The organism is Rhodococcus sp. T7, assembly GCF_009872365.1.
Lineage (GTDB): Bacteria > Actinomycetota > Actinomycetes > Mycobacteriales > Mycobacteriaceae > Rhodococcus_F.
This window is the reverse complement of sequence record NZ_WXYH01000044.1, coordinates 48,697-66,712: the sequence shown is the minus strand read 5'-3', so window position 1 is coordinate 66,712 and position 18,016 is coordinate 48,697. Positions and strand designations below refer to the sequence as shown.

Genomic DNA, 18,016 nt, shown 5'->3' with positions numbered 1-18,016 from the left:
CTTTTCACAACCCTGTTCTGTGCGCCCTTCCGGGCAACGGTCAGTTGCAGACGACCCATGTGTCGCCGTCCCGAGTCAATTGCCACGTGTCGGTCGTCTCACCCTTGCCGTCGTCGGCGCTGACCCGGACCTCCGCCCGGGCACGGTCGCCGTTGACCTCGGACGACTCGACGCCCTGCAGCGTGACCTCGCCTTCCCGGCCCCGGAGCACCGACCGGTCGTCGGACCACGACGGACAGACCAGCGTCTTCTGCAGATCGGCGTCGTCGTGGTTGCGGGCCTGGATGAAGTCGGCGACCGAACGGTTGATGCGGTCCGCTTCCGTGACGTTCTCGTCCGCGGGCGAGAGCATGCTGGACACCACGATGGCGACGAGGATGACGACGATGACGGTGACGGCGGCGATGAACGGCACCGCCGTGATGCGCCGGGGATCCACCGGATCTTCCGCGCCTCCCGCGTCGTGCTGAGGCGATTCGCTCGAACCGGACATGACTTCCCTTCGATCTCGGCTGGCCACGAGTGTATAGAGCTGCCCCTACAAATCGTGTTTGTGACCCCCCAACGCGGAGGCGACTACCCTCTACAGGCGTGAGTCCCGAGAATGGGCTTTGCCCTGTCTGCTGCACCTCGGCCACCCGATTAGGCTGGGCTTAATTTAAGCTGAGGTTTCGTTGTCCGCCCTTCAGAAGGTAGTTCGCTCCAGATGACTGATCAGACACGTCCGTTGCGCGTTGCAATCGTGGGTGCCGGCCCCGCCGGTATCTACGCAGCCGACGCACTCATGAAATCCGATGCCGCGTCTGACGGCGGGATCAGCATCGACCTCTTCGAGCGGATGCCTGCCCCCTTCGGTCTGATCCGGTACGGCGTCGCCCCCGACCACCCGCGCATCAAGGGCATCATCACCGCCCTGCACAAGGTGCTCGACAAGCCGTCGGTCCGCCTACTCGGCAACATCGACTACGGCAGCGACATCACCCTCGAAGACCTGCACAGCTTCTACGACGCGGTGATCTTCTCCACCGGCGCCAACGCCGACCGCGCCCTCAACATCCCGGGCATCGAACTCGACGGCAGCTACGGCGCCGCCGACTTCGTCTCCTGGTACGACGGCCACCCCGACGTCCCGCGCACCTGGCCCCTCGAGGCCGAGAAGGTCGCCGTCCTCGGTGTCGGCAACGTCGCCCTCGACATCGCGCGTGTGCTCGCCAAGACCGGCGACGAACTGCTGCCGACGGAGATCCCCGCCAACGTCTACGAGGGACTCAAGGCCAACAAGGCCGTCGAGGTCCACGTGTTCGGCCGCCGCGGACCGGCGCAGGCCAAGTTCACCCCCCTCGAGCTGCGTGAACTCGATCACTCGCCGACGATCGAGGTCATCGTCGACCCCGAGGACATCGACTACGACGAGGGCTCCGAGCAGGCGCGCCGCAACTCCAAGCAGGTCGACATGGTCGCCAACACCCTGCAGGACTGGGCCATCCGCGACGTGGGCAACCGCCCGCACAAGCTGTTCCTGCACTTCTTCGAATCGCCCACCGAGGTGCTCGGCGAGGACGGCAAGGTCGTCGGTCTGCGCACCGAGCGCACCCAGCTGGACGGCACCGGCAATGTCAAGGGCACCGGCAAGTTCAACGACTGGGACGTCCAGGCCGTGTACCGCGCCGTGGGTTACCTGTCGCAGAACATCGCGAAGCTCCCGTTCGACGAGCAGGCGGGCACGGTCCCGAACGAGGCCGGCCGCGTCATCTCCGACGACACCGCCGAGGGCAACGCCCGGTTCATGCCGGCCACCTACGTCACCGGCTGGATCAAGCGCGGCCCGGTCGGCCTGATCGGCCACACCAAGGGCGACGCGAACGAGACCGTCGCGAACCTGCTCGAGGACCGCACCGGCTTCCCCGAGCCCGCCAACCCGGGCGAGGACGCGATCATCGAGTTCCTCGAGGGCAAGCAGGTCCCCTACACCACCTGGCAGGGCTGGTACCGCCTCGATGCGCACGAGCGCAGCCTGGGCGAGCCCGAGGGCCGCGAGCGGATCAAGGTCGTCGAGCGTGAGGACATGCTCAAGGCCAGCGAGCCCGACAAGGCCTGATCTTCCGACTCGGTGCGAAGGGAACCTCCCGCGGGAGGTTCCCTTCCGTCGTCTCGGACCATGCGTGTCCGGATGCCGACGCGATGTCCCGGCCCGTCGCCCGCACAAGGCAGGATATGAGTCGTGTTTGACGCCCACGTTCACATCATCGATCCCCGGTTCCCGGTGGTCGAGAACCACGGCTACCTTCCGGAGCCGTTCACCGTCGCCGACTACCGGGCCCGCACGGAAGGCTTCGGCGTGGACGGCGGCGCCGTCGTCACGGCCTCGTACCAGGGCACCGATCAGAATTACCTGAAAGCGGCGCTCGAGGAGCTCGGTCCAACCTGGGTGGGCGTCACTCAGATGGAGCTCGACACCACCGACGAGAGCATCCTCGAACTCGACCGCGCCGGGGTCCGGGCCGTCCGGTTCAACCTTCGGCGCAGCGCGACCGACGTGAAGCTCCTCACCAAACAGGCCCTGCGGGCGTACGAGCTGGCCGGCTGGCACGCCGAGTTCTACGTGGACGCCACCCTGCTGCTGTCGCTCGAGCCGGTGTTCGCGAAGTTGCCCGCCGTGTGCATCGACCACCTGGGGATGTCGACACGGGGCCTGCCGTACCTCCTCGACCTCGTCGACCGGGGAGTCCGGGTGAAGGCCACCGGGTTCGGACGGACCACCATCGAGAACGTCGGCGACGTGCTGCGCAAGATCCACGCCGTCAACCCCGACGCGCTGATGTTCGGCACCGACCTACCGGGCAGCCGATCCCGAAGAGTGTTCCAGGACAGCGACATCGACATCGTCGCGGACGCGGTCGGCGACGACTTCGACAAGGTCATGGGCGGCAACGCGCGTGCGTGGTACCGCTGCGACACTCCGGGCGGACGCTGCTAGACGCGCGCCCCGTGTCAGCAGCCTTCCATCTGCACGCTGTTCATCGACACCATCTCGGCCACCGGCGGTGTCTGCGGTTGCGCCACCAGCCACATGTTGTAGTTGGTCATCTCGTCACAGTCCAGCTGCTCGCGGCGTTCCTGCCGCCGCTCCCGCTGCCGGTCGTCCATGTCGTCGCCGTTCCGGTCGACGGCGATGCCACCGGTGGTCGATCCGTTGGCCTGACGTTCGAGCCCGCGGACGCCGTCGGGAGTCATGATCCAGCCGAGGGTGTAGTCGGTGCCGTCGTGGTTGGTGGTTGCCCGGAACAGCCCGTCCTCCGCGGCGACCGGTTTGGCCGTGAACGCCTTGTCGGGCATGCCCGGCGCGCTGACCTGCCCCGTCACGGTGCCGTCGCTCATCGACGCGGTAAGCGTCGCTCCGTCCGGCGACGACATCGACGCCTTGTCGCCGTCCATCGTGCCGGTCATCCACGTCCACATCTCGTCGCCGTCGCACAGGAATGCGACCATCTCGTCGCCCGACCTGGCCAGCGCGATGTACGCGTCGGTCCCGTCGACCGACCCGACGTACGTCGGGTCCATCTGCGGGGTCATCACGAAGGGTGACGGAATCTTCTCCATCATGTTCGACGCGGGCGCCGCTGCGCCGCTGCTCGTGGCCTCCGCGGCGCTGGTGGCGCTCGGTGCGGACGAGTCGGACGAGTCGTTGCCGCAGCCACTCAGTGCGAGGGTCGCGGCAGCGAGCGGGGCCAGGATCCAGGTCGTCTTCTTGTTCACGGCGCATTCCTCCGCTAGCCGGGAAGATCAACATCCGCGTTTCATCATCGCAGGTGGAGGTCGCTCCTGGATACCCCCGGCGACGATTTCGGCGACCTACGTCGCGACCACCGCGGTCAGCCACACCCCCGAGGCGAGCAGGGCGCCGAGCAGTTCGATCAGCATCGACAGTCCGACGGCCTTGCAGGCGTGCCACGTCGACGCCCACGCCCGGTTGTGGGCACGCAACCGGTACAGCTCGGCGACATACGTTCCCGCGAGGAACCCGAGGAACAACCCCACCACGGGAACGACGAAGAACCCGACGATCCCGAGCAGTCCACCGACGATTAGCGACACGTTGGGCACGCCGGCGGTGCGCATCCGCTTGCCCGGCCACGTGTATTTGACGACGCCGCTGATCACCAGGAACACCGTGGCGACCGCGAACACCGTCCACGCCGTCGCACCACCGGTCATGATGGCCCACACCAGGATTGCCGCGAAGATGAGGATGGTGCCGGGCAGGATCGGGATGACGATCCCGACGAGCCCGACCACGATGGCCAGGCCGACAAGAACTTCTGCGCCGGGACTCACGCGACGGGCTCGACGCGGGACGCCGCCTCCCGCGCGCGACTGCGCGCGGTCTCGACGTCCGGCCCCGTGGACACGGCGACGCCCATCCGCCTCCGCGCGAAGCTCTCCGGCTTGCCGAACAGCCGCAGGTCGGTCTCGGGGACGGCCATCGCGTCGGCGACACCCTCGAAGCCGATCCCGGCGGCATCCAGTTTGCCGTAGATCACCGCGGACGCACCGGGTGTCGTGAGGGTCGTGTCGACGGGCAGGCCGAGGATCGCGCGGGCATGCAGTTCGAACTCCGAGAGTCGTTGCGTCCGAAGGGTGACCAGTCCCGTGTCGTGCGGGCGGGGGCTGACCTCCGAGAAGTACACGTCGTCGCCCTTCACGAACAGTTCCACACCGAAGATCCCGCGGCCGCCCAGCGCCGACGTCACCTTCTCCGCGACCTCGCGGGACCGGGCGAGAGCCGTGTCACTCATCGGCTGCGGCTGCCACGACTCCACGTAGTCACCCGAATCCTGCAGGTGCCCGATCGGCTCGCAGAAGAACGTGCCCACCGCGCCGTCGGCGCCGATCGCCCGGACAGTGAGTTGGGTGATCTCGTAGTCGAAGTCGACGAACCCCTCCACGATGACGCGGCCGTAATTGACGCGGCCGCCCGCGAGCGCGTAGTCCCAGGCCTTCTCGACGTCGTCGGCGGCGCGCACCGTCGACTGGCCCTTGCCGGACGAAGACATCACCGGCTTGACCACGCAGGGAAAGCCGATGCGTCCGGCGGCCGCCCGGACCTCCTCGAGCGATTCGGCGAACTCGTACGGCGACGTGGGCAGTCCCAGTTCCTCCGCGGCGAGGCGCCGGATTCCCTCACGGTTCATGGTCAGCTGCGTCGCCCGCGCGGTGGGCACCACGACCGCGGCGCCGCGCTCCTCGACCGTGGCCAGCGCATCGGTGGCGATGGCCTCGATCTCGGGCACCACGAAGTGCGGCTTTTCGGCGTCGACGAGCCGCAACAGCGCCTCCGGGTCGCTCATGTCGATGGTGTGCGCGCGGTGCGCCACCTGGTGGCCCGGCGCGTTGTCGTAGCGGTCGACGGCGATCACCTCGACCCCCAGCCGCTGGAGGGCGATGATCACTTCCTTGCCCAGCTCACCCGACCCGAGCAGCATGACGCGGGTCGCGCCTGCCGTCAGAGGGGTACCGAACCGTCCGGGTGCCTGTTCACGCATGGTCACAACTATATGCGGGCACGCGTTCGCGCCCGCGCCTACTTCAGCAGCCGCGACATCCGGCGGTCGGCGAGCACCTTGCCTCCGGTCTGACACGTCGCGCAGTACTGAAAAGACTTCTCCGCGAACGACACTTCCCGGACGGTGTCACCGCAGACGGGGCAGGGCAGACCGGTCCGGGCGTGGACGCGCATCCCGGATCGCTTCTCCCCCTTCAGCCGCGCCGCGTCCTGCCCGAGCGACCTCTGGACGGCGTCGGTGAGCACGGACCGCATCGCGTCGTACAGCACGTGCACCTGGTCTTCCGGCAGGGTGCGCGACGTCGCGAAGGGGGAAATCTTTGCGGTGTGCAGGATTTCGTCGGAGTACGCGTTGCCGACGCCGGCGAGCAGCGACTGGTCGACGAGCGCGTTCTTGATCCGCGCCGACGTGGTGGACAGCAGGGCCGCGAACTCGGGTTCGGTGACGGCCAGGGCGTCGGGCCCGAGCCGGGCTATCCCCTCCACCTCCTGAGGGTCGTGCACCAGCCACACCGCGAGCCGCTTCTTCGTGCCGGCCTCGGTCAGGTCGAACGCCGGCGTCGCCCCCTCCGGGGTGAAGAAGTGCACCCGCAGCGCCAGCGGCCCCTTCCCCGGTTTCGGCGGCGCAACCGACGGATTGTCGGTCCAGCGCAGCCAGCCCCCACGCGAGAGGTGGGTGACGAGCCACAATCCGGAGCAGTCGAGTGCGAGGTGCTTGCCGAACCGGGCGGCACCCGTGACGTCGCGGCCCTGCAGGGCGGTGATCGGGGGGTCGAACGTCTTCAGCACGCTCAGGGCCGCCACGTCCACCCGGCCGACGACCGCTCCCACGGCGTGTTCACGCAGGAACTCGGCTAACGCCTCCACCTCGGGCAGCTCGGGCATGTCCCCAGGCTAACGGCATGTGAGCGAGAAAGTGTGCTCCTCCACACTTTCCCACTCACCTGCGGAGGAGGTAGGTGTCCATGATCCAGCCCTTGCGTTCGCGCAGTTCGGCGCGCACCCGCTGGATCTCGTCCTCGACCTCCCGCAGGCGACCGGAGATCAGCACCTCGTCGGGGGTGCCCAGGTACGCGCCCCACCAGATCTGGACGTCGTCACCGGGGACCTGCGTGAACGTGCAGTGGGCGTCGAGCATGACCACCGCGTTGTCGACGCCGTCGGGCAGGCCCTCGGCGAGGCGGCGCCCGGTGGTGACGTGGACGGGTTCGCCGATCCGGTTGAGCACGATCCGATGCTGGGCCGCCAGCGACTGCACGCTGGTCACACCCGGGATCACCGAGTAGTCGAACGACACGTTGCCGCGGGCGAGCACCCGCTCGACGATCCGCAGCGTGCTGTCGTACAGCGACGGGTCGCCCCACACGAGGATCGCCCCGACCCCCGGCTCCGACGCGAACTCGGCCTCGAACAGCGCCGCCCGGCGCTCGTGCCAGTCGTCGACGACACCCTCGTAGTCGGACGGCGTGCGGTTGCGCGGCGGATCGACGATGTCCACGACGCGATACGGACCGGTGACGTGTTCCTCGAGGATGCCGGTGCGGAGATCGACGAGGTCCTGCTTCTCGTCGCCCTTGCCGATGACGAAGAACACGTCCGCCTTGTTCATGGCCTTGATCGCCTGGACCGTCACCTGGTCGGGGTCGCCGGCGCCGATGCCGATCACGAAGAGTTCACGCATGCGGGCAGGCTAACGCCCGTGCGCCTTTGTGGTTGCTCCAGCTACCAAAAAGGCGCACGGGCGCGGAGCGCCTATGCTCGTACCGTGACATCTGTGCCGACCCCGTACGAAGACCTGCTCCGACTCGTCATGGACACGGGCACCCCGAAGGCCGACCGCACCGGGACCGGCACGAAGAGCGTCTTCGGTCATCAGATGCGCTGGAACCTCGCCGACGGGTTTCCGCTGATCACCACGAAGAAGGTGCACCTCAAGTCGATCGTCTACGAACTGCTGTGGTTCCTGCGCGGCGATTCCAACGTGAAGTGGCTCCAGGACAACGGCGTGACGATCTGGGACGAGTGGGCGGACGCGGACGGCGAACTGGGCCCGGTCTACGGCGTGCAGTGGCGCAGCTGGCCGACCCCGTCGGGCGAGCACATCGACCAGATCAGCCAGACCATCGAGACGCTGAAGTCGAACCCGGATTCGCGTCGCATCATCGTGTCGGCGTGGAATGTCGGCGACATCCCGCAGATGGCGCTGGCGCCGTGCCACGCGTTCTTCCAGTTCTACGTGGCGGACGGCAAGCTGTCGTGCCAGCTGTACCAGCGCAGCGCCGACATGTTCCTCGGCGTGCCGTTCAACATCGCGAGCTACGCGCTCCTCACCCACATGGTGGCGCAGCAGGCAGGGCTCGAACCGGGCGACTTCATCTGGACGGGTGGCGACTGCCACATCTACGACAACCACGTCGACCAGGTGACCGAGCAGTTGAGCCGGGAGCCGTTGCCGTATCCGACGCTGAAACTGAACCGACGGGATTCGATCTTCGACTACACGTTCGAGGACGTGGAGATCGTCGACTACCGGCACCATCCGGCCATCAAGGCGCCGGTGGCCGTCTAGTGGCGGCCCGGCAGGTCAAGCTGGTCTGGGCGCAGGGTGCCGGCGGCGTCATCGGCCGCGACAACACGATCCCGTGGCACGTCCCCGAGGACATGGCGTACTTCAAGAAGGTGACGCAGGGCCACCCCGTGATCATGGGCCGCAGGACGTGGGACTCGCTGCCCCCGCGATTCCGGCCCCTGCCGGGACGGCGCAACATCGTGATCACCCGTCAGCCCGGCTGGGCTGCGGAGGGATCCGAGTCCGCCGACGGCCTCGCCTCGGCGCTCGCGCTCACCGACGAGGACGTCTGCGTCATCGGCGGCGGTCAGATCTACACGGCGGCAATGCCGTTCGCTACACAGCTGCTGGTCTCCGAGATCGACGTGACGATCGACGGCGACGCCTGGGCACCCGCGATCGACGAGTCCTGGCACCCGCAGGACACCGGTGAGTGGCTCACGTCGGCGAAGAACGGCACCCGGTACCGCTGGATCACCTACATCAAGCGCTGACCGGCCACCTGTTTGCCACCGCACCGTTACCCCATTCGACGGGTGACGGTGCGCGCAGTGGTTCATACTCACCTCATGGACAAGAAGTCACTGACCGCCCTTGCCCGTCAGCAACTGAAGTTGGCAGGCGGGACGTCCAGCGGCCGCAGTTCGCAGACCGTGTACGGCGGGCATCGGCGCAGCCTCAGGCAGACCGTCATCGCCCTGGCCGCGGGTCAGAAAATGGCCGAACACGAGAGCCCGGGCGAGGCCACCCTGTTCATTCTCAGCGGCAAACTGAACCTCGTGGCCGGCGAGGACTCGTGGAAGGGTTCCACCGGCGACCTGCTGGTCCTCCCGACGGACCGGCACAGCGTCGAGGCCATCGAGGACGTCGCGTTCCTGCTCACCGTCGCCATGTGACGGTCGTGCGTGATCGGCTCGCCGATTCTGTTCGGAGCCTGAACCCGGGCTACTTCGCGATCGTCATGGCCGGCGGCATCATCTCGGTGGGTACGAACTGAGCGGCTTCGACCTGCTCTCGGTTCTGCTGCTGATCTTCCCCCTCGGCATGTACGCGGTCGCCGTCTTCTCCTGGGCCGGGCGGACCACCTTCCGCTCGTGGGTATGGTCGGTAGTGCCGAACTGTGGTGTGCATTCACCGTGTGGTGCGTGACGTTCGTCGTCATGGTGGTGCATCTCTGGCGGTCGGCGGTGCAGGTCGGACCGGTAGCAGCGGAGACGCAGGAGAGCGCATGACGGAAACCCCGCCCGTGATCGAGGTATCGGTGGCTGCGGCGCCGTCGGTCGTGTGGCCTGCCCTGCGCGACCCGGAGTTGCTTCGACGCTGGCACGGCTGGGATGTCGAAGGCCTGGACGACGAGATCCGGCAAATCTACTTCGGCGACGACGTGACGGAGGACTCCGAGGCCTTCACCCTCACCCTCGGCGGCGCCGACCGGTTCAGCCTCCACGAGCACGACGGCACCACGCTGGTGCGGATCACGCGGCCGCCACGGGGCGGCGATCCCGCCGCGGACGATTGGTACGACGACGTCACCGAGGGCTGGACGACGTTCCTGCAGTTCCTCAAGTTCGGCATCGAACGGCACGGGCTCGACGAGCGTCGCACACTGTTCCTCGAAGGCCCGGTCGCGGACGGCGATTCGGCGCAGCACCTGCTCGGCCTCGACAAGCTCACGGGCATGAAGGTGGGCGATCACTTCACCGCGGTCGCGGAGATGGGCGATCTGCTGCACGGGGTGGTGTGTTTCGTCGGCGAGCACCAGACCGCGGTGAGTGTCGACGACCTCGGCCCGGGACTGCTGCAGTTCGGCGAGCAGCCCGTCAACACCGCACGCCCGAACGGCGGTGCGCAGATCCTGCTCGCGGCCTACGACCTGGACGACGAGGAGTGGGCCGAACTCGAACAGCGCTGGACGGAGTGGTGGCAGGCCCGGCCCGGGGCCGAACCTGCCACCTGAGTTCTCGACCGGTCAGGCGAGCACGGTGCCCAGGGTGGGCCACCAGATCGTGCTCTTGACGACGTTCGGCCCCACCTGGTGGTTCAGCGAGCCGTACACGGCCGCGACGACCAGGCCGCTGCCGAGCCCGGCGACCGGGGCCGTGGACACGACCGTGGGAACCGCGACGTTGTTCTGGTCCAGCTTGACGATGCCGCTGGCACCGGTGGCGAAGCTGTAGTACACGACGTCGAGTTCGGCGCCGGCCTGGTCGTTCGCGATGACGCCCGGTCCGCCGAAGAAGCCGAAGCGGAACTGGTTGCTCATGTTGGTCGCCACACCCGCGCCGTACAGCTGTCCGAGGACGGGACCGCCCTGCCCGGTGTCGGAGTACGCGGGGACCTGGAAGATCTGGCCCGGCAGGGCGATGTTCGTCGCCGCCGCCGTGTCGGTCGGCGATGCGGCAAGTCGCTCGATGGCGGCCTCGGCCTCGGGGTTTCCGGCGGCCACGGTGCGCAGCTTCGCGATCGCGGTCGCCGGGTCGACGACGGGTGCGGAATCCGCGGGCTGCGCCGACACGACACCGGTGAACATCATCGTCGCTGCCACTGCAGCGGTCAGACCTGCTGCGACCCGTCGTGCGAAGTGCCGTCGATTCATTCTTCTTCTCCCTCGTCACGTCAATGGGTAAGCATTAGTTCGGATGAGTAAACACTCGAGCTCTTATCGACGCCGTGGTTGGCGGTGTTACGCCTCCCCCACACCTATGCTGCTGACATGGGAGCGGACGGTGGGCACGAGGCGAGGATCAGCGAGTTCCGGGAGGGGCTCGCCGATGTGATTCCCACCCGCCGGAGTCTGCAGCGCCTGTTCGAGGCGGTCCTGGTGGTCGGGTCGGGGCTCGAGCTGGATTCCACCCTGCAGCGCATCGTCAATTCGGCCACGTCCCTGCTCGACGCCCGCTACGGCGCGCTCGGTGTCCACGCCCCCGACGGCGGCCTGTCGGAGTTCGTCTACGAGGGCATCACGCCGGAAGATCGCGCGCACATGGGCCACCTGCCCGAGGGCCGCGGGCTGCTGGGACTGCTGGTCCACGACCCCCGCCCGGTGCGCCTCGCCAACCTGGCCGATCATCCGGGGTCGCTCGGCTTCCCGCCCAACCATCCACCGATGCAGAGCTTCCTGGGCATGCCGATCATGATGCGGGGCAAAGTTTTCGGAAGCATCTATCTGACCGAGAAACTCAGCGGACCGGAGTTCACCGACGAGGACGAGGTGATTCTGCGCGCGCTCGCCACGTCGGCCGGCGTGGCGGTGGAGAATTCCCGGCTGTTCGAGGAATCACGGACGCGGGAACGGTGGTTGACGGCCGTCGCGGCGATCACCTCCCGGTTGATGGTCGGCGGATCACTCGACGAAACGCTGCACACCCTCGCCGCCGAGGTACGCGAACTGTCCAGCGGCGACGAGGTCTTCATCGTCGTCACGCTCGGCGAGGGCGCGGTGGTCGGGGCGGACAGCGCGGTGCGGCCGCTGCGCACCAACTTCCGAACCGCCACCCAGGCCGAGCCGTTCGCCGAAGTGCTGCGCTCCCGCACCCCCGCACTGCTGACGGGCATCGACGGTCTCGCACCGTTCTCCGCCGAGGCGGGGCGGGCCGCGGTACTGCCGCTGTCGACGGCGTCGGGGGTCGGCGGGGTTCTGGTGGTCACCGCGCGTGGCACAACTCCGTGGGATCCGGACGAGGTGGCTCGACTCGAATCGGTGGCCGACCTCGCTGCCGTCGCGGTGGAGTTCGCCGACCAGCAGAGCAAGCAACGCCTGCTGTCGGTGCTCGCCGACCGCGACCGAATTGCGCGCGACCTGCACGACAACGTGATTCAGCGATTGTTCGCCACCGGCATGAGCCTGCAGAGCACTCACGCGGTCGGGGACGTTCCGGACGGCGTACGCACCATCGTCGCCACCGCGGTCGAGCAACTCGACCGGACGGTGCGCGAGATCCGCACCACCATCTTCGATCTGCAGGCCACCGGCATCGCGTCGGCAACCAGCCTGCGGCGCCGCCTGCTCGACGTGATCGGCGACCTGACCTCCCATTCGCCGGTCGCGCCGAACGTCCAGTTCACCGGCGCCATCGACACTCTCGTGCCCAGCCGCATCCACCCGCACGCGGAGGCGGTGTTGCGCGAGGCCCTGAGCAATGCGCTGCGGCACGCGCGGGCCACCACCATCGACATCTCGGTGGCCGCCGGGGACGACCTCGTCGTCACCGTCGCGGACGACGGCATCGGGATCGCCGACGGCGCCCGGCGCAGCGGACTGGACAACCTCGATCGGCGCGCCGAGCACTGCGGCGGCACCTGCACCGTCCATTCCGGGGGCGGGGGGACCGTCGTCACCTGGCAGGTCCCGTTGGCGTGACGAAACTTTCAGCGCTGTTTGCGTAACTCGGTGGCCAGCACCGCCGCCTGCGTGCGCCGCTGCATCCCCAGTTTGGACAACAGCCTCGACACGTAGTTCTTGATCGTCTTCTCGGCGAGGAAGAGCCGCTCGGCGATCTCCCGGTTGGTGAGCCCCTCGCCGATCAAGTCGAACACGGCGCGTTCCTGCTCGGACAGTTGCGCCAGCGGGTCGTCCCGGCGGGCCGACCTGATCCGGTTCATCAGCGCCGACGTCGCCCTGCTGTCGAGGAGCGAACCGCCCTCCCCCACCGTCCGCACGGCCGCCACGAGGTCGGTGCCGAGGATCTGTTTGAGGACGAATCCGGACGCCCCGGCCATGATGGCGTCGAACAGCGCCTCGTCGTCGGAAAACGACGTCAGCATCAGGCACCGCAGTCCGGGCAGCGCGGCGCGCAGGTCCCGGCACAGTTCGACGCCGTTGCCGTCCGGCAACCGGACGTCGAGGACGGCGACGTCGGCGCCACTGCCCGGGACCCGCGCCATCGCCTCACCGACCGACGCGGCCTCCCCGACCACCTCGAGGTCGGGCGCGCTGCCCAGTAGATCGACCAAGCCTCGTCGCACGATCTCGTGGTCGTCGACCAGGAACACTCGCGTGGTCATGTGTGCACCTCCAAGCGACTGACAGTTCGCGCTAGCTCTCCGGCCGGACGATCATCACCGGGCAGTCCGCGGTGTGGAGCAACGCGTTGCTGGTGGAGCCCAGCAGCATTCCCGTGAAACCACCGCGTCCGCGGCTGCCCACGACGATCAGCTGCGCCTTCTCGGCGAATTCGCTGAGCACGCGCACCGGGCGATCGCGCGCGACGACGCGTTCGACCGTCACGTCCGGATACCGCTCCTGGTACCCGGCGAGGCGCTCCGACAGCACCACTTCCTCGCCCGTCTGGATGCTGCTCCACAGCGGGTCGTCCGGGCTGGCGCCGAGCGACGGCTGCACACTCACATCGCTCCACACGTTGACCGCGACCAGGCTCGCACCGCGCGCGGCGGCCTGCTCGAACGCCACTTCCAACGCGGCCCTGCTGCTCTCCGAACCGTCGACACCGACCACGATCGGCCCCTCGGTCGGCGGCTGCCCGTCCATGGTGCGCCCCCGCACGACCACCAGCGGGCAGTGGCCGTGCGCGGCGACCGCGGACGTCGTGGAACCGATCAGCAGGCCGGTGAACTCACCGTGCCCGCGCGAACCGAGCACCACCATGTGCGCGTTCGCGGACAGGTCGATGAGGGTCTGACTCACCTTGGCCTCGAACTGTTCGGTGGTGATGTCGATCGGCGCGTCCACCGTCTGCTTGGCGTGCACCCGTGCACTGCCCAGCCGGGCCTTCGCCGTGTCCTCGAGTTCTTCCTTGAAGCTCTCGGCCAGATACGGCTCGGTGTAATAGAAGGCAGGAATGTGGACCACTGTCACGATGTGCAGCGGGAGCGACAGTGCGGCGGCGGCCCGAGCGGCCCACGCCACGGCGGCCGATGCCGACTCGGATCCGTCCACACCCACGACGATCGGTTTGATTCCGGTCATGGTCACCTTTCCTGATTCTTCCGGCTGTGCACTGCTGAGGTGTGCGGTGCTACCCGCAGATGTTGCGGAGCTTCTCGACCAACGCGACACGTCCCGCACGATCCGCGGCGAGCGGTGTGACGGTGAGCGTGGTGACCCCGGATTCGGCGAACGCGGCCACCCGCTCCGCGACATAGCTCTCCGGACCGATCAGCGACACGGCCCGCACCAGGTCGTCCGGCACGGCGGCGGCGGCTTCGTCCTTCTTACCCGACAGGTAGAGGTCCTGGATGGTCTCGGCTTCCTTCTCGTAGCCGTACCGGACCGCGAGGTCGTTGTAGAAGTTCTTGCCCTTCGCACCCATGCCGCCGATGTAGAGGGCGAGACCGGGGCGGACCCAGTCGAGCATGTGGTCGACGTCGTCGCCGATGGCCAGGGCGGGCGACGCGAAGACCTGCAGGTCGCCGAGGCTCGGGTCGCGCTTCGCCTTGCCCTTGGCCAGCGGCTCGCCCCACACGCTCGCGGCCTTCTCCGGGTGGTAGAAGATGGGTTCCCAGCCTTCGGCGATCTCGGCGGTCAACTCCACGTTCTTCGGTCCGAGCGAGGCGATGACGATCGGGATGCGATCACGCACAGGGTGGTTGATGATCTTCAGCGGCTTGCCCAGCCCGGTGCCCTTCTCGGCGGGCAGCGGAATCTGGTAGTACTTGCCCTGGAACTCGACCTTCTCGCGGCGCCACACCTTGCGGCAGATCTCGACGACCTCGCGGGTGCGTCCCAGCGGGGCGTCGTACTTGACGCCGTGGAAACCCTCGATCACCTGCGGGCCGGACGCGCCGAGGCCCATCACGAAGCGTCCGTCCGACACGAAATCGAGGCCGGCGGCCGTCATCGCCGTCAGGCTCGGGGTGCGGGTGTAGATCTGGAAGATGCCCGAAGCGAGTTCCAGGGTGGTGGTCTTGGCGGCGAGGTAGCCGATCTGGCTAACCGCGTCGAACGAGTAGGCCTCGGGCACGAACGCGATGTCGAGCCCGGCTTTCTCCAGGTCGGCGACCTCGTCGACCGTCTCGGCGAAACCGCCGCTGTAGTTCAAGCCCATACCTATGCGCACGTCGTTCCCCAATCCTGGCGTTACCTGCAACCTGTTCCTGCTTCGTTCCAGAACACTACTGCGCGCAACGGCCTCAGGGGCGTGCAGGCCTCACCACGACTACCGGGCACTGTGCCCCGCCGACCAGGCTGTTGCTGGTCGAACCGAGCAGCATCCCCTTGAATCCTCCGCGCCCCCGGCTGCCGACGACCAGCAGTTGCGCCTTCTTCGACCAGTCGAGCAACCGTGCCCGCGGATTGTCGATGTACACCTCGCGGGTGACCTGCACGTCGGGGTATTTCTCCTGCCAGCCGGCGAGGCTCTCGGCGAGGACGGCGCGTTCGTCCTCCTCGAGTCCCTGCGGAACGAGCGCCGCGGCCCGCGGGTCCTCGAACGCCTTCGACCCGAGGTCGCTCCACACGTGGACGGCGACGAGCGGAGCATTCCGCATCGATGCCTCCTGGAAGGCCACCGAGATCGCTCGCTCACTGGTGGCGCTGCCGTCGACGCCGACCACGACGGGCCCGCCCGCGTGAGCGTCACCGCGGACCACGACGACCGGGCAGTGCGCGTGGCTGGTGACGTTGATCGCCGTGTTTCCGAGCAGCGCGGTGGCCGCCGCCCCGGACCCGGACGCGCCGACCACCACGATCCGGGCGTTCTCGGACAGGTCGACGAGCCACTGGGCGCTGCTCCCGATCGACAGTTCGGTGCAGACCTCGATGATGGGATTGACCGCGAACGCCTGCTCCTGCGCCTCGGCGAGAATCGCCTTGCCGCTCGCCTCCACCCACTCGTACACGCCGCCCGAATCCATGTACGGGCCGCCGAACCCGTACGGAGCGAAGTCGAGTGCGTGGATGATCTTGAGGTTCAGTCCACGCTCGGTGGCGAGTTCGGCAGCCATCCGGACGGCGGACTTCGAGCTGTCCGATCCGTCGACGCCGACGACGACGCTGTTGCGGTCCCGTGTGCTCATGGCTTCACACTATCCCCGGCCTGCTTTTCGCGTCTGCCGCCCTTCACGTTTCGACGTGGGGACTTAAGTCCCCACCGATTCGGGCTCTCCGGCCGTAGCCGCAACGGCCGGATTAGGCGATGATGAGAAGTGGAGTGGTGCGCCTCGATTGAATACGACTGTGCCACTACCTATTTCGACCCAGAAAAAATCCCGAGCGATGTCGGTCACAAATTTGGTATCTGGGATGAGAATTAAAGTACGTTCGGGTCATGCAACTCACACAGTTCACCGACCTCGGACTGCGGGTGGTCATGCGACTGGCCGTGGCCGGGGAGGGCGAACGGCCGGGTAGCCGGGCGATCGCCGAGGAACTGTCGGTGTCGTACACCCACGCCGCCAAGGTGATCACCCGTCTCGGCGAACTCGGCATCGTCGACGCACGCCGCGGACGTTCCGGCGGTCTGGCCATCACCGAACTCGGCCGCACCGCGTCCGTCGGTTGGCTCGCCCGCCGACTCGAGGGGAATGCGGAGGTCGTCGACTGCGACGGCGCCCAGCCGTGCCCGCTGCGATCGGGGTGCCTGCTGCGGTCGGCGCTCCGGCGCGCACAGAACGCGTTCTTCGAGTCGCTGGACGGCCTCACCGTCGAAGACCTCACCGGGTCACCCACCGGAACCGTGCTGCTCGCCCTCCCCCGGGTGGCCACCTCAACTTCCCAATTTTCTCGAACGATCGGAGAATGACATGCTCTCGCCCACCTCGACGGACGTCATCCGCGCCACCCTGCCCGTGGTCGGTGCCGCGATCTCGGACATCACGACGCTGTTCTACCGCAAGATGTTCGACGCTCATCCCGAACTCGAACGAGACCTGTTCAACCGCGGGAACCAGAAGCAGGGCGAACAGCAGAAGGCGCTGGCCGGCGCCATCGCCGCGTTCGCCGCTCTCCAACTCGAACCCGATCAGGCGCGCGTCGACCTCATCCTGTCGCGGATCGCCAACAAGCACGCGTCGCTGGGGATCGAACCGTCGCAGTACGCGATCGTGCACACCCACCTGTTCGCAGCCATCGTCGAGGTCCTCGGCGACGCCGTGACTCCCGAGGTCGCGGCCGCCTGGGACGAGGTGTACTGGCTGATGGCGGAGACCCTGATCGCGATGGAGGCCGGCCTGTACGCGTCGGCGGGTGTGGCCGCCGGGGAAGTTTGGCGCGACGTGCGGGTCCGCGAGCGCAGGCACGAGTCCGCAGACACGGTGTCGTTCGTGCTCACCTCCGTCGACGGCGCACCGCTCCCGTCGTTCGCTCCGGGGCAGTACCTCTCCGTCGCGGTTCGCCTGCCGGACGGGGCACGCCAGATCCGTCAGTACAGCTTGTCGTCAGCTCCGTCGCGCGGCGACTGGAGGATCTCGGTGAAACGCGCCGGTGAGGTGTCGAACTTCCTGTACCACAACGTCTTCGAAGACGACGTCCTGACGGTGTCGACGCCGTTCGGCGATCTCGTCCTGCAGGACGACGACGCACCGCTGCTCCTGGTGTCCGCGGGCATCGGGTGCACCCCGATGATCGGGATGCTCAGCCACCTCGCCGACACCGACGACAGCCGCCCGATCTCGGTGCTCCACGCCGATCGGTCCGCCAGCAGTCACGCGCACCGCGCGGAGCTCACCGAACTGGTGGAACGACTGCCGTTCGCGGTGATGCACCGCTGGTACGAGGACCTGGGCACCCGACGTCCCGAGGGTGGCCTGCGGGAGGGACGGGCCGACCTGGGCGAGGTCACGATCGCGCCCGGCACCCGCGCCTACCTGTGCGGCCCGCTGCCGTTCATGCTCGGAATACGCGAGGCGCTCCTCGCCAAGGACGTGCCCGCCGAGAACATCCACTACGAGGTGTTCGGCCCCGACAGCTGGTCGGCCACCGTGTGAGA

General features: G+C 67.8%; 20 protein-coding genes. 9 read left to right on the top strand and 11 right to left on the bottom strand.

Going from position 1 to position 18,016, the window contains the following annotated elements; genetic code table 11:
• Positions 1–40 precede the first annotated feature (40 nt).
• Positions 41–493 carry an Rv0361 family membrane protein gene (locus tag MLGJGCBP_RS06700; RefSeq protein ID WP_160094516.1) on the bottom strand — a complete coding sequence of 151 codons (453 nt, stop codon included), beginning with the start codon at positions 491–493 and terminating at the stop codon, positions 41–43.
• Between the two features lie 213 nt (positions 494–706).
• Between MLGJGCBP_RS06700 and MLGJGCBP_RS06695 the strand changes: the two genes are divergently transcribed.
• On the top strand, positions 707–2,098 hold the full coding sequence (locus MLGJGCBP_RS06695) for an FAD-dependent oxidoreductase (RefSeq protein ID WP_087559042.1): 1,392 nt from the start codon (positions 707–709) through the stop codon (positions 2,096–2,098).
• 123 nt (positions 2,099–2,221) lie between these two features.
• Positions 2,222–2,977, top strand: a complete 756-nt coding sequence (locus tag MLGJGCBP_RS06690; protein WP_160094515.1) for an amidohydrolase family protein — start codon at positions 2,222–2,224, stop codon at positions 2,975–2,977.
• A 14-nt stretch (positions 2,978–2,991) separates the two neighbouring features.
• On the opposite strand, the gene MLGJGCBP_RS06685 is transcribed toward MLGJGCBP_RS06690, so the two are convergent.
• The 5 genes from MLGJGCBP_RS06685 to cobF all read right to left on the bottom strand — a co-directional run bounded on the left by MLGJGCBP_RS06685 (position 2,992) and on the right by cobF (position 7,244).
• Positions 2,992–3,756, bottom strand: a complete 765-nt coding sequence (locus MLGJGCBP_RS06685; RefSeq protein WP_160094514.1) for a hypothetical protein — start codon at positions 3,754–3,756, stop codon at positions 2,992–2,994.
• 96 nt (positions 3,757–3,852) lie between these two features.
• The gene (locus MLGJGCBP_RS06680) at positions 3,853–4,335 is read right to left on the bottom strand and encodes a DUF456 domain-containing protein (protein ID WP_160094513.1); all 483 of its coding nucleotides are present in this window, start codon (positions 4,333–4,335) and stop codon (positions 3,853–3,855) included.
• A complete protein-coding gene (purT, locus tag MLGJGCBP_RS06675) occupies positions 4,332–5,543 on the bottom strand; it encodes a formate-dependent phosphoribosylglycinamide formyltransferase (protein ID WP_160094512.1) in 1,212 nt (403 codons plus the stop codon). The genes MLGJGCBP_RS06680 and purT overlap by 4 nt, the downstream gene beginning before the upstream one ends.
• A gap of 38 nt (positions 5,544–5,581) precedes the next feature.
• Positions 5,582–6,448 carry an Fpg/Nei family DNA glycosylase gene (locus MLGJGCBP_RS06670; RefSeq protein ID WP_087559047.1) on the bottom strand — a complete coding sequence of 289 codons (867 nt, stop codon included), beginning with the start codon at positions 6,446–6,448 and terminating at the stop codon, positions 5,582–5,584.
• A 55-nt stretch (positions 6,449–6,503) separates the two neighbouring features.
• Positions 6,504–7,244: a precorrin-6A synthase (deacetylating) gene (cobF, locus tag MLGJGCBP_RS06665; RefSeq protein ID WP_087559048.1), complete on the bottom strand. Its 741-nt coding sequence runs from the start codon at positions 7,242–7,244 to the stop codon at positions 6,504–6,506.
• Between the two features lie 84 nt (positions 7,245–7,328).
• Between cobF and MLGJGCBP_RS06660 the strand changes: the two genes are divergently transcribed.
• The 4 genes from MLGJGCBP_RS06660 (at position 7,329) to MLGJGCBP_RS06645 (ending at position 10,089) form a co-directional block, all read left to right on the top strand.
• Positions 7,329–8,132: a thymidylate synthase gene (locus tag MLGJGCBP_RS06660; protein WP_087559049.1), complete on the top strand. Its 804-nt coding sequence runs from the start codon at positions 7,329–7,331 to the stop codon at positions 8,130–8,132.
• Positions 8,132–8,626, top strand: a complete 495-nt coding sequence (locus tag MLGJGCBP_RS06655) for a dihydrofolate reductase (protein WP_160094511.1) — start codon at positions 8,132–8,134, stop codon at positions 8,624–8,626. Before MLGJGCBP_RS06660 ends, MLGJGCBP_RS06655 begins: the two co-directional genes overlap by 1 nt.
• A gap of 75 nt (positions 8,627–8,701) precedes the next feature.
• Positions 8,702–9,028 carry a cupin domain-containing protein gene (locus MLGJGCBP_RS06650; protein ID WP_087559051.1) on the top strand — a complete coding sequence of 109 codons (327 nt, stop codon included), beginning with the start codon at positions 8,702–8,704 and terminating at the stop codon, positions 9,026–9,028.
• A 332-nt stretch (positions 9,029–9,360) separates the two neighbouring features.
• Positions 9,361–10,089, top strand: coding sequence for an SRPBCC family protein (locus MLGJGCBP_RS06645; RefSeq protein WP_160094510.1), 729 nt, complete (start codon positions 9,361–9,363; stop codon positions 10,087–10,089).
• Positions 10,090–10,101: 12 nt separating this feature from the next.
• Here the strand turns inward: MLGJGCBP_RS06645 and MLGJGCBP_RS06640 are convergent, their stop codons facing one another.
• Complete coding sequence (locus MLGJGCBP_RS06640; RefSeq protein WP_160094509.1) at positions 10,102–10,728, bottom strand: Tat pathway signal protein; 627 nt, start codon at positions 10,726–10,728, stop codon at positions 10,102–10,104.
• A gap of 117 nt (positions 10,729–10,845) precedes the next feature.
• Here MLGJGCBP_RS06640 and MLGJGCBP_RS06635 point away from each other — a divergent pair, with 117 nt between their 5' ends.
• Positions 10,846–12,492, top strand: a complete 1,647-nt coding sequence (locus MLGJGCBP_RS06635) for a sensor histidine kinase (RefSeq protein WP_160094508.1) — start codon at positions 10,846–10,848, stop codon at positions 12,490–12,492.
• Between the two features lie 8 nt (positions 12,493–12,500).
• On the opposite strand, the gene MLGJGCBP_RS06630 is transcribed toward MLGJGCBP_RS06635, so the two are convergent.
• The 4 genes from MLGJGCBP_RS06630 to MLGJGCBP_RS06615 all read right to left on the bottom strand — a co-directional run bounded on the left by MLGJGCBP_RS06630 (position 12,501) and on the right by MLGJGCBP_RS06615 (position 16,106).
• Positions 12,501–13,136, bottom strand: coding sequence for a response regulator transcription factor (locus tag MLGJGCBP_RS06630; RefSeq protein WP_087559055.1), 636 nt, complete (start codon positions 13,134–13,136; stop codon positions 12,501–12,503).
• Between the two features lie 31 nt (positions 13,137–13,167).
• Positions 13,168–14,058 carry a universal stress protein gene (locus tag MLGJGCBP_RS06625; RefSeq protein ID WP_087559056.1) on the bottom strand — a complete coding sequence of 297 codons (891 nt, stop codon included), beginning with the start codon at positions 14,056–14,058 and terminating at the stop codon, positions 13,168–13,170.
• Positions 14,059–14,107: 49 nt separating this feature from the next.
• Positions 14,108–15,148, bottom strand: a complete 1,041-nt coding sequence (locus MLGJGCBP_RS06620) for an LLM class F420-dependent oxidoreductase (protein ID WP_087559201.1) — start codon at positions 15,146–15,148, stop codon at positions 14,108–14,110.
• Between the two features lie 73 nt (positions 15,149–15,221).
• Complete coding sequence (locus MLGJGCBP_RS06615; protein ID WP_160094507.1) at positions 15,222–16,106, bottom strand: universal stress protein; 885 nt, start codon at positions 16,104–16,106, stop codon at positions 15,222–15,224.
• Between the two features lie 251 nt (positions 16,107–16,357).
• On the opposite strand from MLGJGCBP_RS06615, the gene MLGJGCBP_RS06610 reads away from it, so the two are divergent.
• The gene (locus MLGJGCBP_RS06610) at positions 16,358–16,831 is read left to right on the top strand and encodes an RrF2 family transcriptional regulator (protein ID WP_160094506.1); all 474 of its coding nucleotides are present in this window, start codon (positions 16,358–16,360) and stop codon (positions 16,829–16,831) included.
• Between the two features lies 1 nt (position 16,832).
• A complete protein-coding gene (locus MLGJGCBP_RS06605; protein ID WP_160094505.1) occupies positions 16,833–18,014 on the top strand; it encodes a globin domain-containing protein in 1,182 nt (393 codons plus the stop codon).
• The last annotated feature ends 2 nt before the right edge of the window (positions 18,015–18,016 follow it).

What these genes read in the sequence shown, in the direction of transcription:
- MLGJGCBP_RS06640 (WP_160094509.1), bottom strand. Translation starts at nt 10,728, where the DNA reads ATGAATCGACGGCACTTCGCACGACGGGTCGCAGCAGGTCTGACCGCT.
- MLGJGCBP_RS06625 (WP_087559056.1), bottom strand. Translation starts at nt 14,058, where the DNA reads ATGACCGGAATCAAACCGATCGTCGTGGGTGTGGACGGATCCGAGTCG.
- cobF (WP_087559048.1), bottom strand. Translation starts at nt 7,244, where the DNA reads ATGCGTGAACTCTTCGTGATCGGCATCGGCGCCGGCGACCCCGACCAG.
- MLGJGCBP_RS06670 (WP_087559047.1), bottom strand. Translation starts at nt 6,448, where the DNA reads ATGCCCGAGCTGCCCGAGGTGGAGGCGTTAGCCGAGTTCCTGCGTGAA.
- MLGJGCBP_RS06695 (WP_087559042.1), top strand. Translation starts at nt 707, where the DNA reads ATGACTGATCAGACACGTCCGTTGCGCGTTGCAATCGTGGGTGCCGGC.
- MLGJGCBP_RS06645 (WP_160094510.1), top strand. Translation starts at nt 9,361, where the DNA reads ATGACGGAAACCCCGCCCGTGATCGAGGTATCGGTGGCTGCGGCGCCG.
- MLGJGCBP_RS06700 (WP_160094516.1), bottom strand. Translation starts at nt 493, where the DNA reads ATGTCCGGTTCGAGCGAATCGCCTCAGCACGACGCGGGAGGCGCGGAA.
- MLGJGCBP_RS06630 (WP_087559055.1), bottom strand. Translation starts at nt 13,136, where the DNA reads ATGACCACGCGAGTGTTCCTGGTCGACGACCACGAGATCGTGCGACGA.
- MLGJGCBP_RS06605 (WP_160094505.1), top strand. Translation starts at nt 16,833, where the DNA reads ATGCTCTCGCCCACCTCGACGGACGTCATCCGCGCCACCCTGCCCGTG.
- MLGJGCBP_RS06615 (WP_160094507.1), bottom strand. Translation starts at nt 16,106, where the DNA reads ATGAGCACACGGGACCGCAACAGCGTCGTCGTCGGCGTCGACGGATCG.
- MLGJGCBP_RS06635 (WP_160094508.1), top strand. Translation starts at nt 10,846, where the DNA reads ATGGGAGCGGACGGTGGGCACGAGGCGAGGATCAGCGAGTTCCGGGAG.
- MLGJGCBP_RS06650 (WP_087559051.1), top strand. Translation starts at nt 8,702, where the DNA reads ATGGACAAGAAGTCACTGACCGCCCTTGCCCGTCAGCAACTGAAGTTG.
- MLGJGCBP_RS06610 (WP_160094506.1), top strand. Translation starts at nt 16,358, where the DNA reads ATGCAACTCACACAGTTCACCGACCTCGGACTGCGGGTGGTCATGCGA.
- purT (WP_160094512.1), bottom strand. Translation starts at nt 5,543, where the DNA reads ATGCGTGAACAGGCACCCGGACGGTTCGGTACCCCTCTGACGGCAGGC.